Source organism: Thioclava sp. GXIMD4216 (assembly GCF_037949285.1).
GTDB lineage: Bacteria > Pseudomonadota > Alphaproteobacteria > Rhodobacterales > Rhodobacteraceae > Thioclava > Thioclava litoralis.
In genome coordinates this window covers 1,841,419-1,858,124 of record NZ_CP149926.1, presented here as the reverse complement: position 1 = coordinate 1,858,124, position 16,706 = coordinate 1,841,419, and the positions used below count along the sequence as shown (strand labels likewise).

At 64.5% G+C, this 16,706-nt stretch carries 14 protein-coding genes and 1 riboswitch; of the genes, 6 read left to right on the top strand and 8 right to left on the bottom strand.

Translation table 11 applies throughout. From position 1 onward, the window contains the following. Nucleotides 1–16: 16 nt before the first annotated feature. The 6 genes from WDB88_RS09195 to cobU form a co-directional block, all read right to left on the bottom strand. On the bottom strand, nt 17–895 hold the full coding sequence (locus tag WDB88_RS09195; protein ID WP_339107370.1) for a transglutaminase family protein: 879 nt from the start codon (nt 893–895) through the stop codon (nt 17–19). 3 nt (nt 896–898) lie between these two features. Next, nucleotides 899–3,316 (bottom strand): circularly permuted type 2 ATP-grasp protein, encoded by a 2,418-nt coding sequence (locus WDB88_RS09190; RefSeq protein WP_339107369.1) that lies wholly within the window; start codon nt 3,314–3,316, stop codon nt 899–901. Between the two features lie 24 nt (nt 3,317–3,340). Then, the gene (locus WDB88_RS09185; protein ID WP_339107368.1) at nt 3,341–6,673 is read right to left on the bottom strand and encodes a transglutaminase family protein; all 3,333 of its coding nucleotides are present in this window, start codon (nt 6,671–6,673) and stop codon (nt 3,341–3,343) included. Nucleotides 6,674–6,799: 126 nt separating this feature from the next. Beyond that, nucleotides 6,800–7,552 (bottom strand): adenosylcobinamide-GDP ribazoletransferase, encoded by a 753-nt coding sequence (locus WDB88_RS09180; RefSeq protein ID WP_339107367.1) that lies wholly within the window; start codon nt 7,550–7,552, stop codon nt 6,800–6,802. Next, entirely contained in the window at nt 7,549–8,586 is a 1,038-nt protein-coding gene (gene cobT / locus WDB88_RS09175; protein WP_339107366.1) for a nicotinate-nucleotide--dimethylbenzimidazole phosphoribosyltransferase, read from the bottom strand. Before cobT ends, WDB88_RS09180 begins: the two co-directional genes overlap by 4 nt. After that, on the bottom strand, nt 8,583–9,095 hold the full coding sequence (gene cobU / locus WDB88_RS09170) for a bifunctional adenosylcobinamide kinase/adenosylcobinamide-phosphate guanylyltransferase (RefSeq protein ID WP_339107365.1): 513 nt from the start codon (nt 9,093–9,095) through the stop codon (nt 8,583–8,585). Before cobU ends, cobT begins: the two co-directional genes overlap by 4 nt. Nucleotides 9,096–9,143: 48 nt before the next feature. Here cobU and WDB88_RS09165 point away from each other — a divergent pair, with 48 nt between their 5' ends. Genes WDB88_RS09165 through cobD form a run of 4 tightly spaced genes read left to right on the top strand, consistent with a single transcriptional unit; the run spans nt 9,144 to nt 12,573 of the window. Next, nucleotides 9,144–9,728: a histidine phosphatase family protein gene (locus tag WDB88_RS09165; protein ID WP_339107364.1), complete on the top strand. Its 585-nt coding sequence runs from the start codon at nt 9,144–9,146 to the stop codon at nt 9,726–9,728. 11 nt (nt 9,729–9,739) lie between these two features. Then, nucleotides 9,740–10,633 (top strand): propanediol utilization protein, encoded by an 894-nt coding sequence (locus tag WDB88_RS09160; protein WP_339107363.1) that lies wholly within the window; start codon nt 9,740–9,742, stop codon nt 10,631–10,633. After that, nucleotides 10,633–11,571: an adenosylcobinamide-phosphate synthase CbiB gene (gene cbiB, locus WDB88_RS09155; protein WP_339107362.1), complete on the top strand. Its 939-nt coding sequence runs from the start codon at nt 10,633–10,635 to the stop codon at nt 11,569–11,571. The genes WDB88_RS09160 and cbiB overlap by 1 nt, the downstream gene beginning before the upstream one ends. Nucleotides 11,572–11,598: 27 nt before the next feature. Further along, nucleotides 11,599–12,573, top strand: coding sequence for a threonine-phosphate decarboxylase CobD (gene cobD / locus WDB88_RS09150; protein WP_339107361.1), 975 nt, complete (start codon nt 11,599–11,601; stop codon nt 12,571–12,573). On the opposite strand, the gene WDB88_RS09145 is transcribed toward cobD, so the two are convergent. Together WDB88_RS09145 and cobO are read right to left on the bottom strand one after the other, a co-directional pair. Beyond that, the gene (locus WDB88_RS09145) at nt 12,553–13,998 is read right to left on the bottom strand and encodes a cobyric acid synthase (RefSeq protein ID WP_339109508.1); all 1,446 of its coding nucleotides are present in this window, start codon (nt 13,996–13,998) and stop codon (nt 12,553–12,555) included. The genes cobD and WDB88_RS09145 overlap by 21 nt on opposite strands. Before the next feature lie 311 nt (nt 13,999–14,309). Next, nucleotides 14,310–14,948, bottom strand: coding sequence for a cob(I)yrinic acid a,c-diamide adenosyltransferase (cobO, locus tag WDB88_RS09140; RefSeq protein ID WP_339107360.1), 639 nt, complete (start codon nt 14,946–14,948; stop codon nt 14,310–14,312). A 38-nt stretch (nt 14,949–14,986) separates the two neighbouring features. Then, nucleotides 14,987–15,198: riboswitch (cobalamin riboswitch) on the top strand. A 90-nt stretch (nt 15,199–15,288) separates the two neighbouring features. On the opposite strand from cobO, the gene WDB88_RS09135 reads away from it, so the two are divergent. Then, nucleotides 15,289–15,657 carry a DUF1636 domain-containing protein gene (locus WDB88_RS09135; RefSeq protein WP_339107359.1) on the top strand — a complete coding sequence of 123 codons (369 nt, stop codon included), beginning with the start codon at nt 15,289–15,291 and terminating at the stop codon, nt 15,655–15,657. A 3-nt stretch (nt 15,658–15,660) separates the two neighbouring features. Continuing rightward, nucleotides 15,661–16,704, top strand: a complete 1,044-nt coding sequence (gene cobW, locus WDB88_RS09130) for a cobalamin biosynthesis protein CobW (protein WP_339107358.1) — start codon at nt 15,661–15,663, stop codon at nt 16,702–16,704. The last annotated feature ends 2 nt before the right edge of the window (nt 16,705–16,706 follow it).

Here is a 16,706-nt window from a genome sequence, read left to right as displayed (position 1 = left end):
CCCGAATCCCTCTTCCCTATGGGCGCGGGATCACATCGACCGCTTGCGTGGTCGTGGCCCCGCCCATAGACCGTAGCGCGCCGCGCACGGGGGCCACATCGGCATAATCGCGCCCGTAGCCCACCACGATATAATCGGTTCCCGCGAACTGGTTATTGGTCGGGTCGAACTCGACCCAGCCCATTTCCGATCCCGCCCATGCCCGCACCCAGGCATGCATCGCATCGGCCCCCTCCAGCCGCTCCTGTCCGGGCGGGGGATTGGTGCGCAGAAACCCGGACACATAGCCTGCCGGAATGCCGACCCCGCGCAGCGCGGTGATCATGATATGGGCGAAATCCTGACAGACCCCGCGCCGTGCGGTGAAGGCTTCGGTAGCGGATGTGTCGACGGTGGTGGCGCTTGCATCAAATTCCATCTCGCGGTGCAGCGCATGGCCGATCGCCTCGATGGCCTCAAGGGTGCTCATCTCGCGGATCAGGCAGTCCTGCCCGAAAGCGGTGATGGCGGGGCTGCGCAGGATACGCGCCGACGGTTGAGTGAAATGATGCGGCGCGAGGGGGGCAAGGCTTGCCTGCTGCGCCAGCTCGCGCGGGAGGGTCTGCAGGCTTGCCGAGACATCCATCGCGCGCGGATCCTCTTTGCGCTCGACCTTGGCTGTGACCTCGAACCGCAGCGCCGAGACAGGGCGCGCCCATGCCACCTGACTGGCGGATGTGCCGAAATAATCGGTGAGATCATGGCGCTCGTCAGGGCGGGGCGTAACGACAAGGGCGGCGGCCTGCACCTCTTGCAGACCCGCCAGCCGCGCAGGCATCAGCCGCAGCATATTGCGGGCGCGATCCGTGGGGTAATCGTAATGGTATTCGATGACAAGTTTCAGATCATAGAACATCGGTCATCTCAGATAGGCGGTGGTCAGAAGGTCGGAGACCTGTCCCAATTCATGGCGCAGGTGGCGCAGGCGCTCGGGGGTCAGATCGTCGGGTTCGGCACAGCTGAATTCGGTTTCAAGCTGCATCAGCGCCCGCATCAGCGCATTGGGGCGGCCATGATCCATCGCATGGGGCATCCGCCGCGCCAGATCGCACATGCGCGTCATCAGAAAGGCCAGCGCGCGCGGGTTGTCGCCATCCAGCGCCAGCAGGTCCAGCACGGTGTCGCGGCTGGTTTCCACGCGGAAGCGCCGTTGATGGGTGATCACGCTGTCACAGACCTCGACCGCCAGATCCAGCCCGCCTTCGGGGCTGTCGGGGGCGGCGTAGAGTTCCAGCAGGGTGGTCGTGGCATCAGCGCGTTCCAGCGCCCGCCCGAAGGACAGGAAATGCCATGCGGAAAAGCGATACATATTCTCGTGCACCAGCCCCGAAAAACCGGTGATCTTGCGCAGGAAAACCGACATGGCGCGGGCGGCATCATCGCCCGGCTTTGCGGTTTTCTGCAAGCGCCGCGCCGTGGACAGAAGATCGCCAAGCGCGTTCCAGCCATCGGTGGAGAACCGGTCGCGCACCTTGGCCGCACAGCCCTGCGCCATTTCGAAACGTCCCAGAAGCGTGTCGGGGATCGCTTTCTCGAATGTATAGCCCACCGAGGCAAGGTAGCTGCGCATCAGCTTGAGCCGCGGATCGGCACTGTTTCCGGTGGCCGCCAGCCGCAGATGATAGGCGCGAAGCAGGCGGATCGCGTCCTCGGTCCGTTCGATATAGCGGCCCAGCCAATAAAGGTTGTCGGCAGCGCGTGCCGGCAGAATGCCCGGATCGCTGCGCAGGAAACGGCCGGTCTTTTCGGGGGCAAGGCTCTCTTGCGAGACCGGATGATCGGCCACGATCCAGACATCGGCCACCGAGCCGCCTCGCTGCATGGCCAGCGCCGTGGGGTCTTCGGAGCGTCCGATACGGGCATAGCCGCCATGCAGGAAGCGCCAGCCGGTTTCGGTGCGCGCGGCAAAGACCCGCACGGTCATCGGGCGGGGGGTGATCTGCGCCTCTCCTGCGGCATTGCGCGACCATGCAGGCGTGGTGGATAGCGTCACGGCTTCCTGTCCCACAAGGCTGCGGCCTTCCTCTTCAAGCCATTTTGTCACCGACTCACGGGCCGAGCCGCGAAACTGCCCGCCCAGAGCCGTGGTGGCATTCAGGTCAAAGGGCAGGTTCACCGCATAGGCGGAGCCGATCATCATCCGCTTGGCATTGGCGTTGACATAGGCACGGGCGTCGGCGGCCCCGCACCACCATGTCGCGATATTGGGCAGGGTCAGCGGTTTGCCGGTCAGCACCTCGCAGATGCGCGGCAGGAAAGCCAGCATGGCGCGCATCTCCAGAATGCCCGATCCCAGCGCATTGGCCATGCCAAGATGGCCTTGCCGGATGGCCTCCATCAGCCCCGGCGTGCCGATCTGGCTGGTCTCGTCCAATTCGATCGGATCGGCAAATCCGGCATCGATCCGCCGCCAGAGCGCCCCGAGCGGCTGTGGCCCCGAGATGGTGCGCACTTTGGCCCGCCCGTCCTCGACGACAATATCTTCCCCCTCCAGCAGCGGGATGCCCAGATAGCGGGCGATATAGGTATGTTCGTAATAGGCTTCGTTCGAGGGGCCGGGGGTCAGGATTGCCGGTGTCGCGCGCAGGTGCTCGCGATCTTCGGCCAGCCGTTCGGACGCTTGCAGAAAGGCCCCGAAAAATCCGGCATGACGATGGATATAGGCACGCGGGAACCGTTCGGGAAAGGCGCGCCCCGTGGCCATGCGGTTTTCCAGCGCGAACCCCGCCCCCGAGGTCGCCTGTGTCCGATCGCCCAGCACAAACCACGACCCGTCCGGCGAGCGCCCGATCTCGAAGGCCAGAAAATGCAGGTAATGCCCGCCCTTGGGCTGCACCCCCACCATCGGGCGCAGGAATTGCCTGGACCCCGCGATCAGTTCTGCGGGCAGGTGGCCTTGCGTCACCAGATCAGCAGGCCCGTAAAGATCGGCCATCACCTGTTCCAGAAGATCGGCACGCTGGGTCAGCCCCTCGCAGATACCGCGCCATTCCGCCTCGTGCAGGATGACCGGAATATGGCTGAGCGGCCAGCTACGTTCGGTCAGCGGGTCATTGGAATATTGCCGGTAGAACACGCCCGCATCGCGCAGATACAGATCGGCGCGTTCGAAACGGGCCTCGATCTCCTCGGGCGAGAGCCGCAGGAACCGCTCGACAAAGCGGCGCCAGACCGGTCGCATCCGGCCTGTCGCATCGAAAAGCTCGTCCGCCACCCCCTTTACGGGTGTATACCCTGCCAGCAGCGGGCTGGCAGGCGGGTTTGGTCTATCGGCCATCGCTTCGCCCTAAATGTTCTGCGCCTAGATCAGCCCGACTGGGCGGCGCAGGTCAAGCGTGAGCGGAAATTCGGGGTGGGGCTGTTCCACCTTTGGCACATAGGCGCCGGGTGTGTGGCCGAAGGGCTGGAAGCGCGCGAGACGCCGCGCCTCGGCCTCATTGGCATTGACGGGGAAGGTGTCGTAATTGCGCCCGCCCGGATGGGCCACGTTATAGGTGCAGCCGCCAATCGCGCGGTTCGACCATGTGTCATAGATGTCAAAGACCAGAGGCGCATTGGTGGGCAGCGTCGGGTGCAGCGATTCCGGCGGTTTCCACGCCTTATAGCGCACCCCCGCGACCGACGTTCCCGAGGTGCCCGTGGGGGTCATCGGCATGAAGCGCCCGTTACAGGTGACCTTATAGCGGTCTTGGTGCAGCGAGGTCATCTTGACCTGCATCCGCTCGACCGAGCTATCGGTATAGCGCACGGTACCGCCAATCGCGCCGGTCTCGCCCAGCACATGCCACGGCTCCAGCGCCTGTTTCAACTCCAGATGGACGCCCTCGACGGTGATCTGCCCGCAGAAGGGGAAGCGGAATTCTTCCTGCGCCACAAACCACGCGGGGTCGAAGTCATAGCCATGCAGGCTGAGGTCTTCCAGTAGCGAGAGGAAGTCCTGCCAGATGAAATGCGGCAGCATGAAGCGGTCATGCAGCACGGTGCCCCAGCGCACGGGGCGGCCCTCGATAGGCGCTTTCCACGCGCGGGCAATGATCGCGCGGATCAGAAGCTGCTGGGCCAGCGACATGCGCGGATGGGGCGGCATTTCGAAGCCGCGGAACTCGACCAGCCCCAGACGCCCCGTGGGGCCATCGGGGGAATAGAGCTTGTCGATACAGATTTCGGCGCGGTGGGTATTGCCTGTCACATCAATCAGGATATTGCGCAAGAGGCGGTCGGTCAGCCAAGGCGGCACCGACATATGCGGCTGGATCTGGTGGAGCGCGATCTCAAGCTCGTAAAGACTGTCATGGCGGGCCTCGTCGATCCGTGGCGCCTGCGAGGTCGGGCCGATGAACATGCCCGAGAAGAGATAGCTGAGCGAGGGGTGCCGCTGCCACGTCAGGATCAGCGATTTCAACAGATCGGGGCGACGCAGGAAGGGGCTGTCATTGGGGGTCTCGCCCCCCACCACCACATGGTTGCCGCCACCCGTGCCGGTATGGCGCCCGTCGATCATGAATTTATCAGCCCCAAGCCGCGAGAGGCGGGCCTCTTCATAGATCGCCTCGGTGGTGGCCACGCAATCCTCCCAAGAATGGGCGGGATGGATATTGACCTCGATCACGCCCGGATCGGGGGCCACGCGGATCACATTGAGACGCGGGTCATGGGGCGGCGCATAGCCCTCGATATGGACCTTCAGCCCCAGATTGGCGGCGGCGGCCTCGGCGGCGCGCAGAAGGTCCAGATAATCCTCCAGCCAGACCACGGGGGGCATGAAAACGCATAGCCGCCCGTCACGCGGCTCGACCGAAAGGGCGGTGCGCACGAAACCGTCGATCTCGGGCGAGCCCTGCGGGACAAAGCCCTGCGTCACAGGGTCGGACGGGATGAAAGAGGCCATCGGCTGGCTGAGCCGTTCCGCCGGTTTCACCGGATCGTGCTTGGGCAGGGGCGGGCGCGGAATCGTCGGATCGGCGGGGTTGTGATAGGGGTATTGCGCAGCGCTCAGATGCGGCAGAGAGGCCAGCGGCAGACGGTAGCCTGCGGGGCTGTCACCGGGCGCCAGCAGCATCGCACCGCGCCGCAGCTTCCATTGTTCAGAGCGCCAACCCGCACCGCCCGCCTTGGCCTGCCACCGCTGGACCGGCAGCACAAAGGCCGTGGGCGTGGTCAAGCCGCGATCAAAGACGCGGGCAATCCGATGGCGCGCCTCGGCATCTTCCAGTTTCGAATTCTTGGGCGTCACATTCTCGGGCAGCTGGGCTTCTTTCACCAGCCATTCGGCAGGGTCCTCATAGGCGGGGATGACATAGTTTTCATCGACATCCAGCTGATGGGCGATCTCGCGCATCAGCTCTTGCGCCTGATGGGGCGTGGCATCCTGCGAGGTGCCTTCGGGGGCGATCAGGTCATTATTGGACCAGACCGGCTGGCCATCATGGCGCCAGTAAAGCGAAAACGTCCAGCGCGGCAGGGTCTCGCCCGGATACCATTTGCCCTGACCGTAATGCAGGAAGCCACCGGGGGCAAAACGCGATTGCAGCTTGCGGATCAGCACATCGGCGCGGTCGCGTTTTTGCGGGCCGACGGCGGCGGTGTTCCATTCCTCGGACTGGAAGTCATCGATCGACACGAAGGTCGGCTCGCCGCCCATCGTCAGGCGCACATCGCTTGCGACAAGATCGCGGTCAACCTGTTTGCCCAGATCATTCAGCGCGTCCCAAGCCTCGTCGGAAAACGGCTTGGTGATACGGGGATGTTCGGCCACGCGCGTGACCTGCATGTCGAAATCGAACGCGACCTTGGGCGTGCCATCGGCGGTGAAGCCCCCCGCAATCGGCGCGGCGGTGCGGTAATGAGGGGTGGCCGCCAGCGGGATATGACTTTCGCCCGTCATCAACCCCGAGGTCGGGTCCAGCCCGATCCAGCCCGCGCCGGGCAGATAGACCTCGACCCAGGCGTGCAGATCGGTGAAATCATGCTCGGTCCCCGAGGGGCCATCGAGCGCCTTCACATCGGGTTTCAGCTGGATCAGATAGCCCGAGACAAAGCGCGCGGCAAAGCCCAGCTGACGCAGCACCTGCACCAGAAGCCAGCTGCTGTCACGGCAGGAGCCCGACTTCAGCGTCAGCGTTTCCTCGGGTGTCTGCACGCCCGGTTCCAGCCGGATGGTGTAATCGACAAGGCCGGAAATCTGCGTATTCAGCCCGACCAGAAAATCCACCGTGCGGGTCTTCTTGCGCGGAATGCTGGCGACGAAAGCGTCCAGAAGCTTGGTGCTTTTTTCGGGCGTGCGATAGACCGCCAGATCGGCGGCATAATCGGCGGGGTAGTCGAACGGCCAATGCTCGGCGGATTCCTCGACGAAGAAATCGAACGGGTTATAGACCGTCATATCGGCCACAAGATCGACCTCGATCTTGAATTCGCGCACGGGCTCAGGGAAGACGAAACGCGCCAGCCAGTTGCCATAGGGGTCCTGCTGGAGGTTCACGAAATGCTCGGCAGGCGTCACTTTGAGCGAATGCGAAATCACCTTGGTACGCGAATGGGGCGCAGGCCGCAGCCGGATGATCTGTGGCCCAAGCATGACATTTCTGTCGTATTTGTAATGGGTAAGGTGATGAATGGATGCATAGATCGCCATGACGCGCTGTCCTTCCAAGGCTGTTAAGACAACCTAGGCAAGCCATGCGCGCAAGGGCCAGCGATTTCGGCGGGCCGCTGGAAGTTTCCCGCCGCCCGCCGGTGTGCGATTATTTTTTAGGCAAATTCAGATCAGTGCCATAAGGCCGATCCAGCCCATGATTTCGGCCACTTGCTGGCTGGCCCCTAAGACGTCGCCGGTCTGGCCGCTGATCTGGCGCCGCGCCACGATGGCGACAGCCCCGCCGCCTGCCAGAACGCATAGCGCCACAACCGGTGCCATCCAGCCGGTCAGGCTCAGCCCCAGCGCGCCATAGAGCAGCGCCAGAGTCAGTGCCGACCGTGGCACCCCATGCGCGGCATGGCCCATCCCGTCCGTACGGGCAACCGGCATGACATGCTGCCACAGCGCGATCTGTGCCCGCGAGGCCATCGACAGCGCGATCAGGGCTGCCGCCGCCAGATGCGGCCCGTGGGTGTAAAGCGTGGCAATCCCGCAGGCGCGCAGACCATAGGCCAGCACCAGCGCGGTCACCCCGTAGCTGCCGATCCGGCTGTCACGCATGATCTCCAGCTTCTTCTCGCGGTCGCGCCCGCCGCCCAACCCGTCGGCCAGATCGGCCAGCCCGTCCTCATGCAGCGCCCCTGTAAGAAAGGTCAGCGCAACCAGACAAATCAGCGCGGCGGCAAAGGCGGGCAGCCCCAGAAGGGCCGATAGCCAGAGGCTGAGCGCACCGCCAACCCCGATGACCAGACCGGCAATCGGATAGGCCCAGACCGTATGTCCCAGACTGATCCGTTCTTCGGGCAGGCGCCCTGCGGGCAGGCGCGACAACAGCATGATGGCAAGTTGCAGCTCGGCCAGACGTGCGCGGATCATTGTGCGGACACCGCCGGTTCTTCCGCCCCGTCGACCCCCGCTTCGGCAAAGGTGGCCATTCCGTTATGGCACTCCAGCGCCGAGCGCAGGATCCCCAGCGAAAGGGCCGCGCCCGTGCCCTCACCAAGGCGCATGTCGAAATTGAGGATCGGTTGTTTATCAAGCGCCGCCAGCAGCTTGCGATGGCCCGGCTCGACGCTGACATGCCCCACAAGGCAATGCGCCAGAAGGGCGGGGTCTACGCCGTGAAGCGGGGCCGCCGACGCGGTGCAGATAAACCCGTCCAGCAGCACGGGGATACGATACATCCGCGCCGCCAGCACCGCACCACAGATCGCGGCCTGTTCACGCCCGCCCAGTGCCGCCAGAATATGTTTGGCAGACAGTCCCTTATGGCGCTCCAGCCCGCGGCTGATGGCCGAGATCTTGCGCATCACGCCCGCATCATCCGATCCGGTGCCGCGCCCGACCCAATCGCCGACCTCACCGCCAAACAGGGCCGCGGCCAGCGCCGCGGCAATGGTCGAGTTGCCGATCCCCATCTCGCCCAGAATCAGCACATCCGCTTCGGGGTCCACCGCCGCCGCCCCGCGATTGAGCGCGTCCAGCGTTTCGGCCTCGGTCATGGCGGGCGCTTGCGTGAAATCCGCCGTGGGCGTGTCCAGATCCAGCGCCACAGCCGAAAGTTCGGCCCCGTTGGCACGGCAAAGCTGGTTGATCGCCGCCCCGCCATGTTCGTAATTGGCCACCATCTGCGCGGTCACCGATTGCGGGAAGGGGTTCACCCCTTGGGCACAAACCCCATGATTTCCGGCAAAAACAAGGGCTTGCGCCTTGCGGATATGCGGGCGCTCGCGGCGTTGCCAGCCCGCCATGAAGATCGCCAGATCCTCCAGCCGCCCCAAAGACCCCGGCGGCTTGGTCAGCTGGTCCTGACGGGACTTGGCCAGATCGGCCGCAGCATGATCGAAGACCGGCAGCTTGTCGGCCAGAACGTCCAGTTCGGACAGGGCGGAAAGAGGAAAGAGGCTCATTGCGGTTTGACCTTTAACGCATAGCCGCAGGTGACCAGATAGACCTCGTCTGCTAGCGCGGCTATTTTTTGATTAACGTGCCCCTGCGCGTCTCTGAAACGGCGCGCAAGTGCGTTTTCGGGGACGATTCCCATACCAACCTCGTTGGTGACAAAAACCACCGGAGATGTCAGGCGAGACAAAGTGGCAAGAAGCGCGTCCAGCTCCTGCGCCAGATCGCGGTCTTCCATCATCAGATTGGTCAGCCACATGGTCAGGCAATCGACAAGGCGCGGGGCGGTGCCATCTGTCTCGCGCAGGGCTCGGGCAAGATCGATCGGGGCTTCGATATCGCGCCAGCCCGTCACGCGGCGGGCACGGTGTTCATCGACACGCTCCTGTGTCTCGTCGTCCCAGATTCGGGCGGTGGCAATATAGATCGCGGGGGAGCCAAGGCGCTGTGCCTGCTCCTCTGCAAGGCGGGATTTGCCCGAACGGGCCCCGCCGGTCATTAGTATGATCTTGCTCATCGAGCGATGACAAAGCAGAAAAGGGCTGAAAAGCAAAGAGGAAGATTCATGTCGATCACGCCCGCGTCAGAGGCGACCGAGCTGGTTCTGATCCGGCACGCGCCTGTTATCGGGGATGGCTGCGTCTATGGGCGGCGCGATCTGGCAGCCTGCCTTCCCGCGCCCGAGCAACTGGCGCGGATCGCCCTGACGGTGGGGGCGGTTGACCGGATCGTGGCCAGTCCCGCGCTGCGCTGCCAGCAGACAGCCAAAGCGCTTTGGCCCACAGAACCGATCACCCTGAACGCCGATCTGTGGGAGCAGGATCTGGGGGCATGGGAAGGGCGCGCCTATGCCGAGCTGCCCGATCTGGGGCCGCTGCCGCTCAAGGATCTGGCGGCGCATCGCCCCCCTGACGGGGAAAGCTTTCTGGATCTGGGGCAGCGGGTCATCCGCGCGATCGACACGCTCGCGGCGTCACCGGGGCGGATTGCGGTGGTCGCCCATGCGGGCAGTATCCGTGCGGTTCTGGGCTGGGCCACAGGCGCGCTGCAGGGTGGATTGCGCTTTGGCATCGACCCTTTGTCGCTCAGCCATGTGACAGTCCTGCGGCCCGAGGGAGCGGTGATTACCGCCGTGAACCGATGCGTCTGAGCGACCACCCGATGCCGCGCCACGCCGCCGTTCGGGTCAGTGGCCATTTCGGGGAATTCCTGCAGGGGCGGCTCGGGCCTTCAGGGCCGGTGGCGCTGGTGTCGGTGCCTTGCGCGCCACTACAGGCGGTGCTTTCGGTGCAGCCGTCCCGCGTCTTCGGGCTGCATGATCCGATGCGGCTTTTGCCACGTGACGCGCTGCGCCGGCTTGGACAGTTGCTGCGCCCGCTACGGGGTGGTCCGCTACGGGGGGGGGCGCTACGGGGGGGCAGGCTTCGGGGGCGGCTTAGGCTGGCCACCAATATGCTGCCCGGCGCGGGGACGGGGGCCTCGACTGCGGCCTTGGTGGCGGTGATTCGCTATCTGGCCCCCTGGCTGGCCCCGCAGGAGGTCATGCGGATCTGCTGGCAGATCGAGGGGGCAACCGACCCGCTGGCCTTTGTCGAACCCGCAGCGCAGCTTTGGGCCTCGCGCTTGGGGCAGGGGCTGGTGCCGCTTCCGGCCCCGCCGCCGATGCGCATCATTGGCGGGCTCTGGGGTGGGCCCGAACGGACCGATCCGGCAGATAGCCACTTTGCCGATCTCTGCGATCTGGTGCCACAATGGCACGGCGCGGCGCAGCGGGGCGACTTGCCGGAGATTGCCCGTCTGGCATCGTTGAGTGCGGCGCGCACGGCAGCCATCCGGGGCCCGACCGCCGATCCTACCGCACAGATTGCAAGCCAGCTTTCCTGCCTCGGCTATCTGCGCGCGCATACCGGTTCTGCCCGTGGGCTGATCCTCGAGCGGACGGCGCCGCCTGCGCAACGTCAGGCGGCACATGACAAATTGCGTGCGGCAGGATATGGGCGGGTGATGGAATTCACCCTTGGGGCCATGTCGCCGCAAGACGGGCGGAGAGAATGATGACAGGCGCGCTTTTGATGGTGATCGGGCTGGTGGCGGATGGCCTCTTTGGCTGGCCGCAGGCCGTGTTCCGCCGCATCGGTCATCCGGTCACATGGATCGGGGCCCTGATCAGCGCGCTCGAGCCGCGTCTGAACCGGTGCCACTGGTCCGACCGGCAGCGGTTCTGGGGCGGGGTGACGACCTCTGTTCTGGTGATCGGGGTCACCACGGGCATGGCCTGTCTGGTGCAATGGATGCTGCCCGAGACGTGGATCGGCACGCTTTTGCTGGGGCTATGCGCGTGGCCGCTGATCGCGGCGCGTTCGATGTATAGCCATGTGGCCGCTGTGGCGCGCCCGCTTTGTGCGGGCGATCTGCCGCAGGCACGGATTGCGGTGTCGATGATCGTCGGGCGCGATCCCTCCCGTCTGGACAGGGCGGGGGTCGCCCGTGCCGCCCTCGAGAGCCTCGCCGAGAACACCTCCGACGGGATTGTGGCACCGGTCTTCTGGGGTGTCGTGCTGGGCCTGCCGGGGATTGCGGCCTATAAGGCGATCAATACGCTGGATTCCATGATCGGCCATCGCAACGCGCGGTATGAGTGGTTTGGCAAATTTGCGGCGCGGCTGGATGATCTGGTCAATCTTGCGCCTGCACGGCTGAGCGGGGGGCTTTTTGCGCTGGTTTCCGCGCCGATGCGCGCGCTGCGGGTGATGCGCCGTGATGCGGGGCTGCATCGTTCGCCCAATGCGGGCTGGCCCGAAGCCGCTTTGGCCGCAGGGCTTCAGGTGCGCCTGTCCGGTCCGCGCATCTATGGCACCCATATGGCCGACGAGCCTTTCGTGAATGCCGCGGCCCCCGATCCCGTGCCGCAGGATCTGCAACGCGGATTGCGGCTTTATCTGCGGGCGATTGGGCTTATGGGGCTCTGTCTTCTTGCTCTGGCCTTTGTCTGAAACGGCCCCTGTTCTGAAAGGTATCCTATGCGCGATCACGGCGGAAATCTCGATCAGGCGATGGCCATATTCGGGGGCGATGACTGGATCGATCTCTCGACCGGCATCAATCGTGTGCCTTATCCCGTGCCCGCGCTGCCGTCGCAGGCCTATACCGATCTGCCGACGCGCAGCGCGATGGAGGGCCTTCTGGCCGTGGCGCGCCGGACCTATGGCCTGAAAGACGCCGCGATTGCCGCGCTGGCCGGTGCGCAGGCCGCCATCCAGACCCTGCCGCATATCGTCGGCGGGCCGAAACGGGCGCGGGTGCTTGGCCCGACCTATAACGAACATGCAGCCAGCCTGCGACAGGCGGGCTGGGAGGTGCAGGAGGTCACCACGATCGCAGAGCTGCGCGGGGCCGATCTGGCGGTTGTGGTCAACCCCAACAACCCCGACGGGCAGAGCCATCCCGCCACGACATTGCTGGCGCTGCGTCAGGAGGTCGGCGCGCTGGTGGTCGATGAAAGCTTTGCCGATCCGCGCCCCGATCTGTCAGTGGTGGCCCATCTTGGTGCGCCGGATCTGTTCGTGCTGCGGTCCTTCGGGAAATTCTACGGTCAGGCCGGGCTGCGCTTGGGTTTTGTGCTGGGGGCTGAGGCCCAGATTGCGCAGATCCGGCAGATGGCGGGTCCGTGGCCGGTTTGCGGTGCGGCGCTGGTGATCGGGCAGCAGGCGCTGGCCGATACCCGCTGGCAGCAACAGACCTGCGCGCGGCTGCATGAGGATGTCATCCGTATGGACAGCCTCGCACAGCGCGCGGGCTGGCAACGGGCGGGCGGGGCCGAACTGTTCCGGCTATACGAGACCCCCGATGCCACAGGCGCGCAGACCCGCCTTGCACGCGCGCGCATCTGGAGCCGGATTTTCCCGTGGCATCCGCGCTGGATCAGGCTGGGCCTGCCCGGATCCGCGCAGGAATGGGCACGGCTGGAGGCGGTCCTAACGGGCGAGGGCCAGTAGCCCCGCCACATCCAGATGGGCTTCCAGATGGTCGGCAAGCCGGTCAAGCGTCGCCTCGACCAGCGCGCCGTGATTCATGCCGCTAGACTGTGCCCCCAGCGCGCGCAGCCATGCGCTGCGGAACCCGTCATCACCGAACATCCCGTGCAGATAGCTGCCGCTGACCCGTCCATCCGCCGATATCGCCCCCTCGGGCGTGCCCTCGACATAGGCAAAGGGGCGCGCCCTATCGGGGCCATCACTGCGCCCGATATGGATTTCATAGCCGGAAAACATCGCGCCCGAGGCGGCATGACGGGCGCTGACGCGGGTCAGGCGCTTTTGCGCCACCATCTGCGTATCGACCTCCAGAAAGCCCAGCCCCGCCTCGGTGCCCGCAGGCCCTTCCAGCCCGTGCGGGTCCTGAATGCTGCGGCCAAGCATCTGGTATCCCCCGCAAATCCCCAGAATATGCCCGCCGCGCCGCAGATGGGCCTGCAGGTCGATATCCCAGCCTTGCGCGCGCAGGAAGGCCAGATCGCCGCGCGTCGATTTCGATCCGGGCAGAATCACCAGATCGGTGTCTCCGGGCAGGGCCTGACCGGCCCGCAGGATCGAGACCTGAACCGAAGGCTCCTGCATCAGGGGGTCGAGATCATCGAAATTGGCAATGCGCGACAGCCCCAGACAGACCACTTTCAGCCCCGCCCCTTGCGAGACTTTTGGCAGGTCCAGCGCATCCTCGGCAGGGAGGCGACCGGCCTCGGCAAACCACGGCAGAACGCCGAACCCGCGCCATCCGGTACGTGTCTCGATCAGCCGGTAGCCCTCATCGAAAAGCCGTGGATCTCCGCGGAACTTGTTGATCAGGAAGCCGGCAATCTGCGCCGCATCCTGCGCGGACAGAACGGCCTGCGTGCCCACGATCTGCGCGATGACCCCGCCGCGGTCAATATCGCCCGCCAGCACCACCGGCACATCCGCGGCACAGGCAAAGCCCATATTGGCAATGTCATTGGCGCGCAGATTGACCTCGGCCGGGCTGCCCGCGCCCTCGACGATCACCAGATCATGGCGGGCGCGCAAACGGTTGAAACTGTCCAGAACCGCGCCCATCAGGGACGGTTTCAGCGCGGCATAGTCCCGCGCACGCACGGTGGTCAGGCGCTGGCCCTGCACCACGACCTGCGATCCCGTCTCGCTTTCGGGCTTGAGCAGGACAGGGTTCATATCGGTGACGGGCTCCAGCCCGCAGGCCAGTGCCTGAAGCGCCTGCGCCCGACCGATTTCGCCACCATCCGCCGTGACCGCTGCGTTATTGGACATGTTCTGCGGCTTGAACGGGGCCACCGTCAGCCCGCGCCGCCGTGCGGCCCTGCAAAGCCCTGCCACCAGCATCGATTTGCCGACATTGGAGCCCGCGCCCTGAATCATCAGCGCCACCATCACGCAGCCCTCCGGCCTGTCACGTCACGCTGCGCCGCGCCAGGGCAGCCCCGCCCCCAAGCCGCCGAGCACGGGCGGGACTGCACCGCATCTCGACCAAGACAGTGGCAGCTGGCTTCGGGAAATGCGGTGCGCCCACCTTCTGCCAGCTTCGGGACCCTGCCGAATGTGGCAGGAGCATCATGGCGTAACATCGTTAAAATAACCTTGTTTTCCCTCATCCCGAAAGCCCCGCATGTAAACTGGTCCGGCAGGGCTTCCAAAGGACGATGCGTCAAGCAAGCCTTTTCGCAAAAACGGCCCGCGATCGTTCAGAATTCCACGCCTTTCTGGCCCTTGATCCCCGAGCGGAACGGGTGCTTGACCAAGGTCATCTCGGTGACCAGATCGGCGACCTCGATCAGCGCGTCCTTGGCATTGCGCCCCGTCAGCGCCACATGGGTCATCGGCGGTTTCTCGTCGCGCAGGAAGGTCACGACCTCGTCGATATCCAGATAGTCATAGCGCAGCGCGATATTGATCTCGTCCAGCAGCACGAAACGGATTTCCGGATTGCGGATCAGCTCTTTCGCTTTTTCCCACCCGCGCTTGGCCATCGCGACATCTCGGGCGCGGTCCTGCGTTTCCCAGGTAAAACCTTCCCCCATCGCGTAGAACTGACAGATATTGGAGAAATGCTCTTCGATCAGACGACGTTCGCCCGTATCCCATGCGCCCTTGATGAACTGCACGACAGCGCAGGGCATTTCATGGGCGATACAGCGCAAGATCATCCCGAAACCGGCAGAGGATTTGCCCTTACCTGCGCCGGTATTGACGATGATCAGACCTTTTTCGCCTTCCTTGGTGGCCATGATCTTGTCACGGGCGGCCTTCTTCTTGGCCATCTTGCTGGCATGGCGGTCGGCCATATCTTCGGGCGAGTGGGTCGTTTGCGATGTCTCGGGCATCGGGATCTCCTTCCTTGACAAAGGCGGGGCACTCACGTCTTTTAGCCCTGCGTTCAGGTTCCTGTCTATGACAGGTGAAAAGGGAATGCGATAGGGACGGTGCGACACGGTCCCAAGCGCAGCCGCCCCCGCGACCGTGACCGAAGAGGCCGCATGCCACTGGAGCCATCCGGGAAGGCGCGACCGGCAGGAGGAGACTCTCTTCCTGACTTCGCAAGCCGGGAGACCTGCCTGAGACGCGGATGAGAACGGGCGATCGGGGTGTGTCGTGGCCGGACGGAAGGGGAAACCGGTGGTTTCGGCTTTCGGCCAGTGCTATGCGCCCTGTAAGGGAGAGCATATGACAGATGTAACCGTGACAATCTGCACCACCTGCCGCCGCGCAGGGGACGAGGCCGATCCGCGTCCGGGAACGCGGTTGCATCAGGCGCTGCAGCACGCCGACCTGCCGCAGGGCGTAAAGGTGCGGGCTGCCGAATGTCTTTCGGCCTGCACGCGGTCCTGTTCGATGGTTCTGGCCGGAGGGGCGCAGCGTTGGACCTATGTCTATGGCGATCTCGATCCCGATCTGCATCTTGAGGATATCCTTAGCGGGATCCGCGCCTATAAGGACACCACCGATGGTCTGGTGCCTTGGCGCGCACGCCCGGTAATCTTTCGCAAACAATCCATTGCGCGTATTCCGCCGCAAAATGATCCGCAGGAGTGATCAATGACCAATCTCGCAAAGGTTCCGGTAACGGTTGTCACAGGGTTTCTGGGCGCGGGCAAAACCACGCTGATCCGCCATCTGATGCAAAACCCGCAAGGCCGCCGTCTGGCCGTGCTGGTCAATGAATTCGGCACCGCAGGGGTGGATGGGGATATCCTCAAATCCTGCGCCGATGAAAACTGCCCCGAGAATAACATCCTCGAACTGGCCAATGGCTGTATCTGCTGCACCGTGGCCGATGAATTCATTCCCACCATCGAACGCCTTCTGGCGCTGCCTGAAACCCCCGACCATATCCTGATCGAGACCTCGGGGCTGGCGCTGCCCAAACCGCTTCTGAAAGCCTTCGACTGGCCTGCGATCCGTTCGCGGATCACGGTGGACGGGGTGATCGCGCTGGCGGATGCCGAGGCTGTCGCCTCCGGCCAGTTCGCGCCCGATCTGGGAGCGGTCGATGCACAGCGCGCCGCCGATCCCTCGCTTGATCATGAAACGCCGCTGTCGGAGGTCTTCGAGGACCAGATCGCCTGCGCCGATATCGTGCTTCTGTCCAAAGCCGATCTGGCGGGCGAAGAGGGGCTGGCAAAAGCCCGTGCCGTCATCGAGGCCGAGGCCCCGCGCAAGCTGCCGATCCTGCCGATGACCGAAGGCGAAATCGACCCGCAGGTTATCTTGGGGCTGAATGCGGCGGCGGAAGACGACCTTGAGGCGCGCCCGTCCCATCATGACGGCCACCACGACCATGAACATGACGATTTCGACACGATTGTCGTGGATCTGGGCGAGATCGAGGATATCGCAGGGCTTGAGGCACGCATGATCGCGATGGCGGGGGATCTCAATATCCTACGGATGAAAGGCTATCTGGCGGTGAAGGGCAAGCCGATGCGCTATCTGGTGCAGGCGGTGGGCACCCGCCTGCGCGGCCAGTTCGACCAGCCTTGGGGCAGCCGTCCGCGTGCCTCGCAGCTGGTGGTGATTGCCGAGCATGATCATATCGACCGTGCGGCGATCGAAACCGCTTTGGGACTGGTATCGGCCTAAAT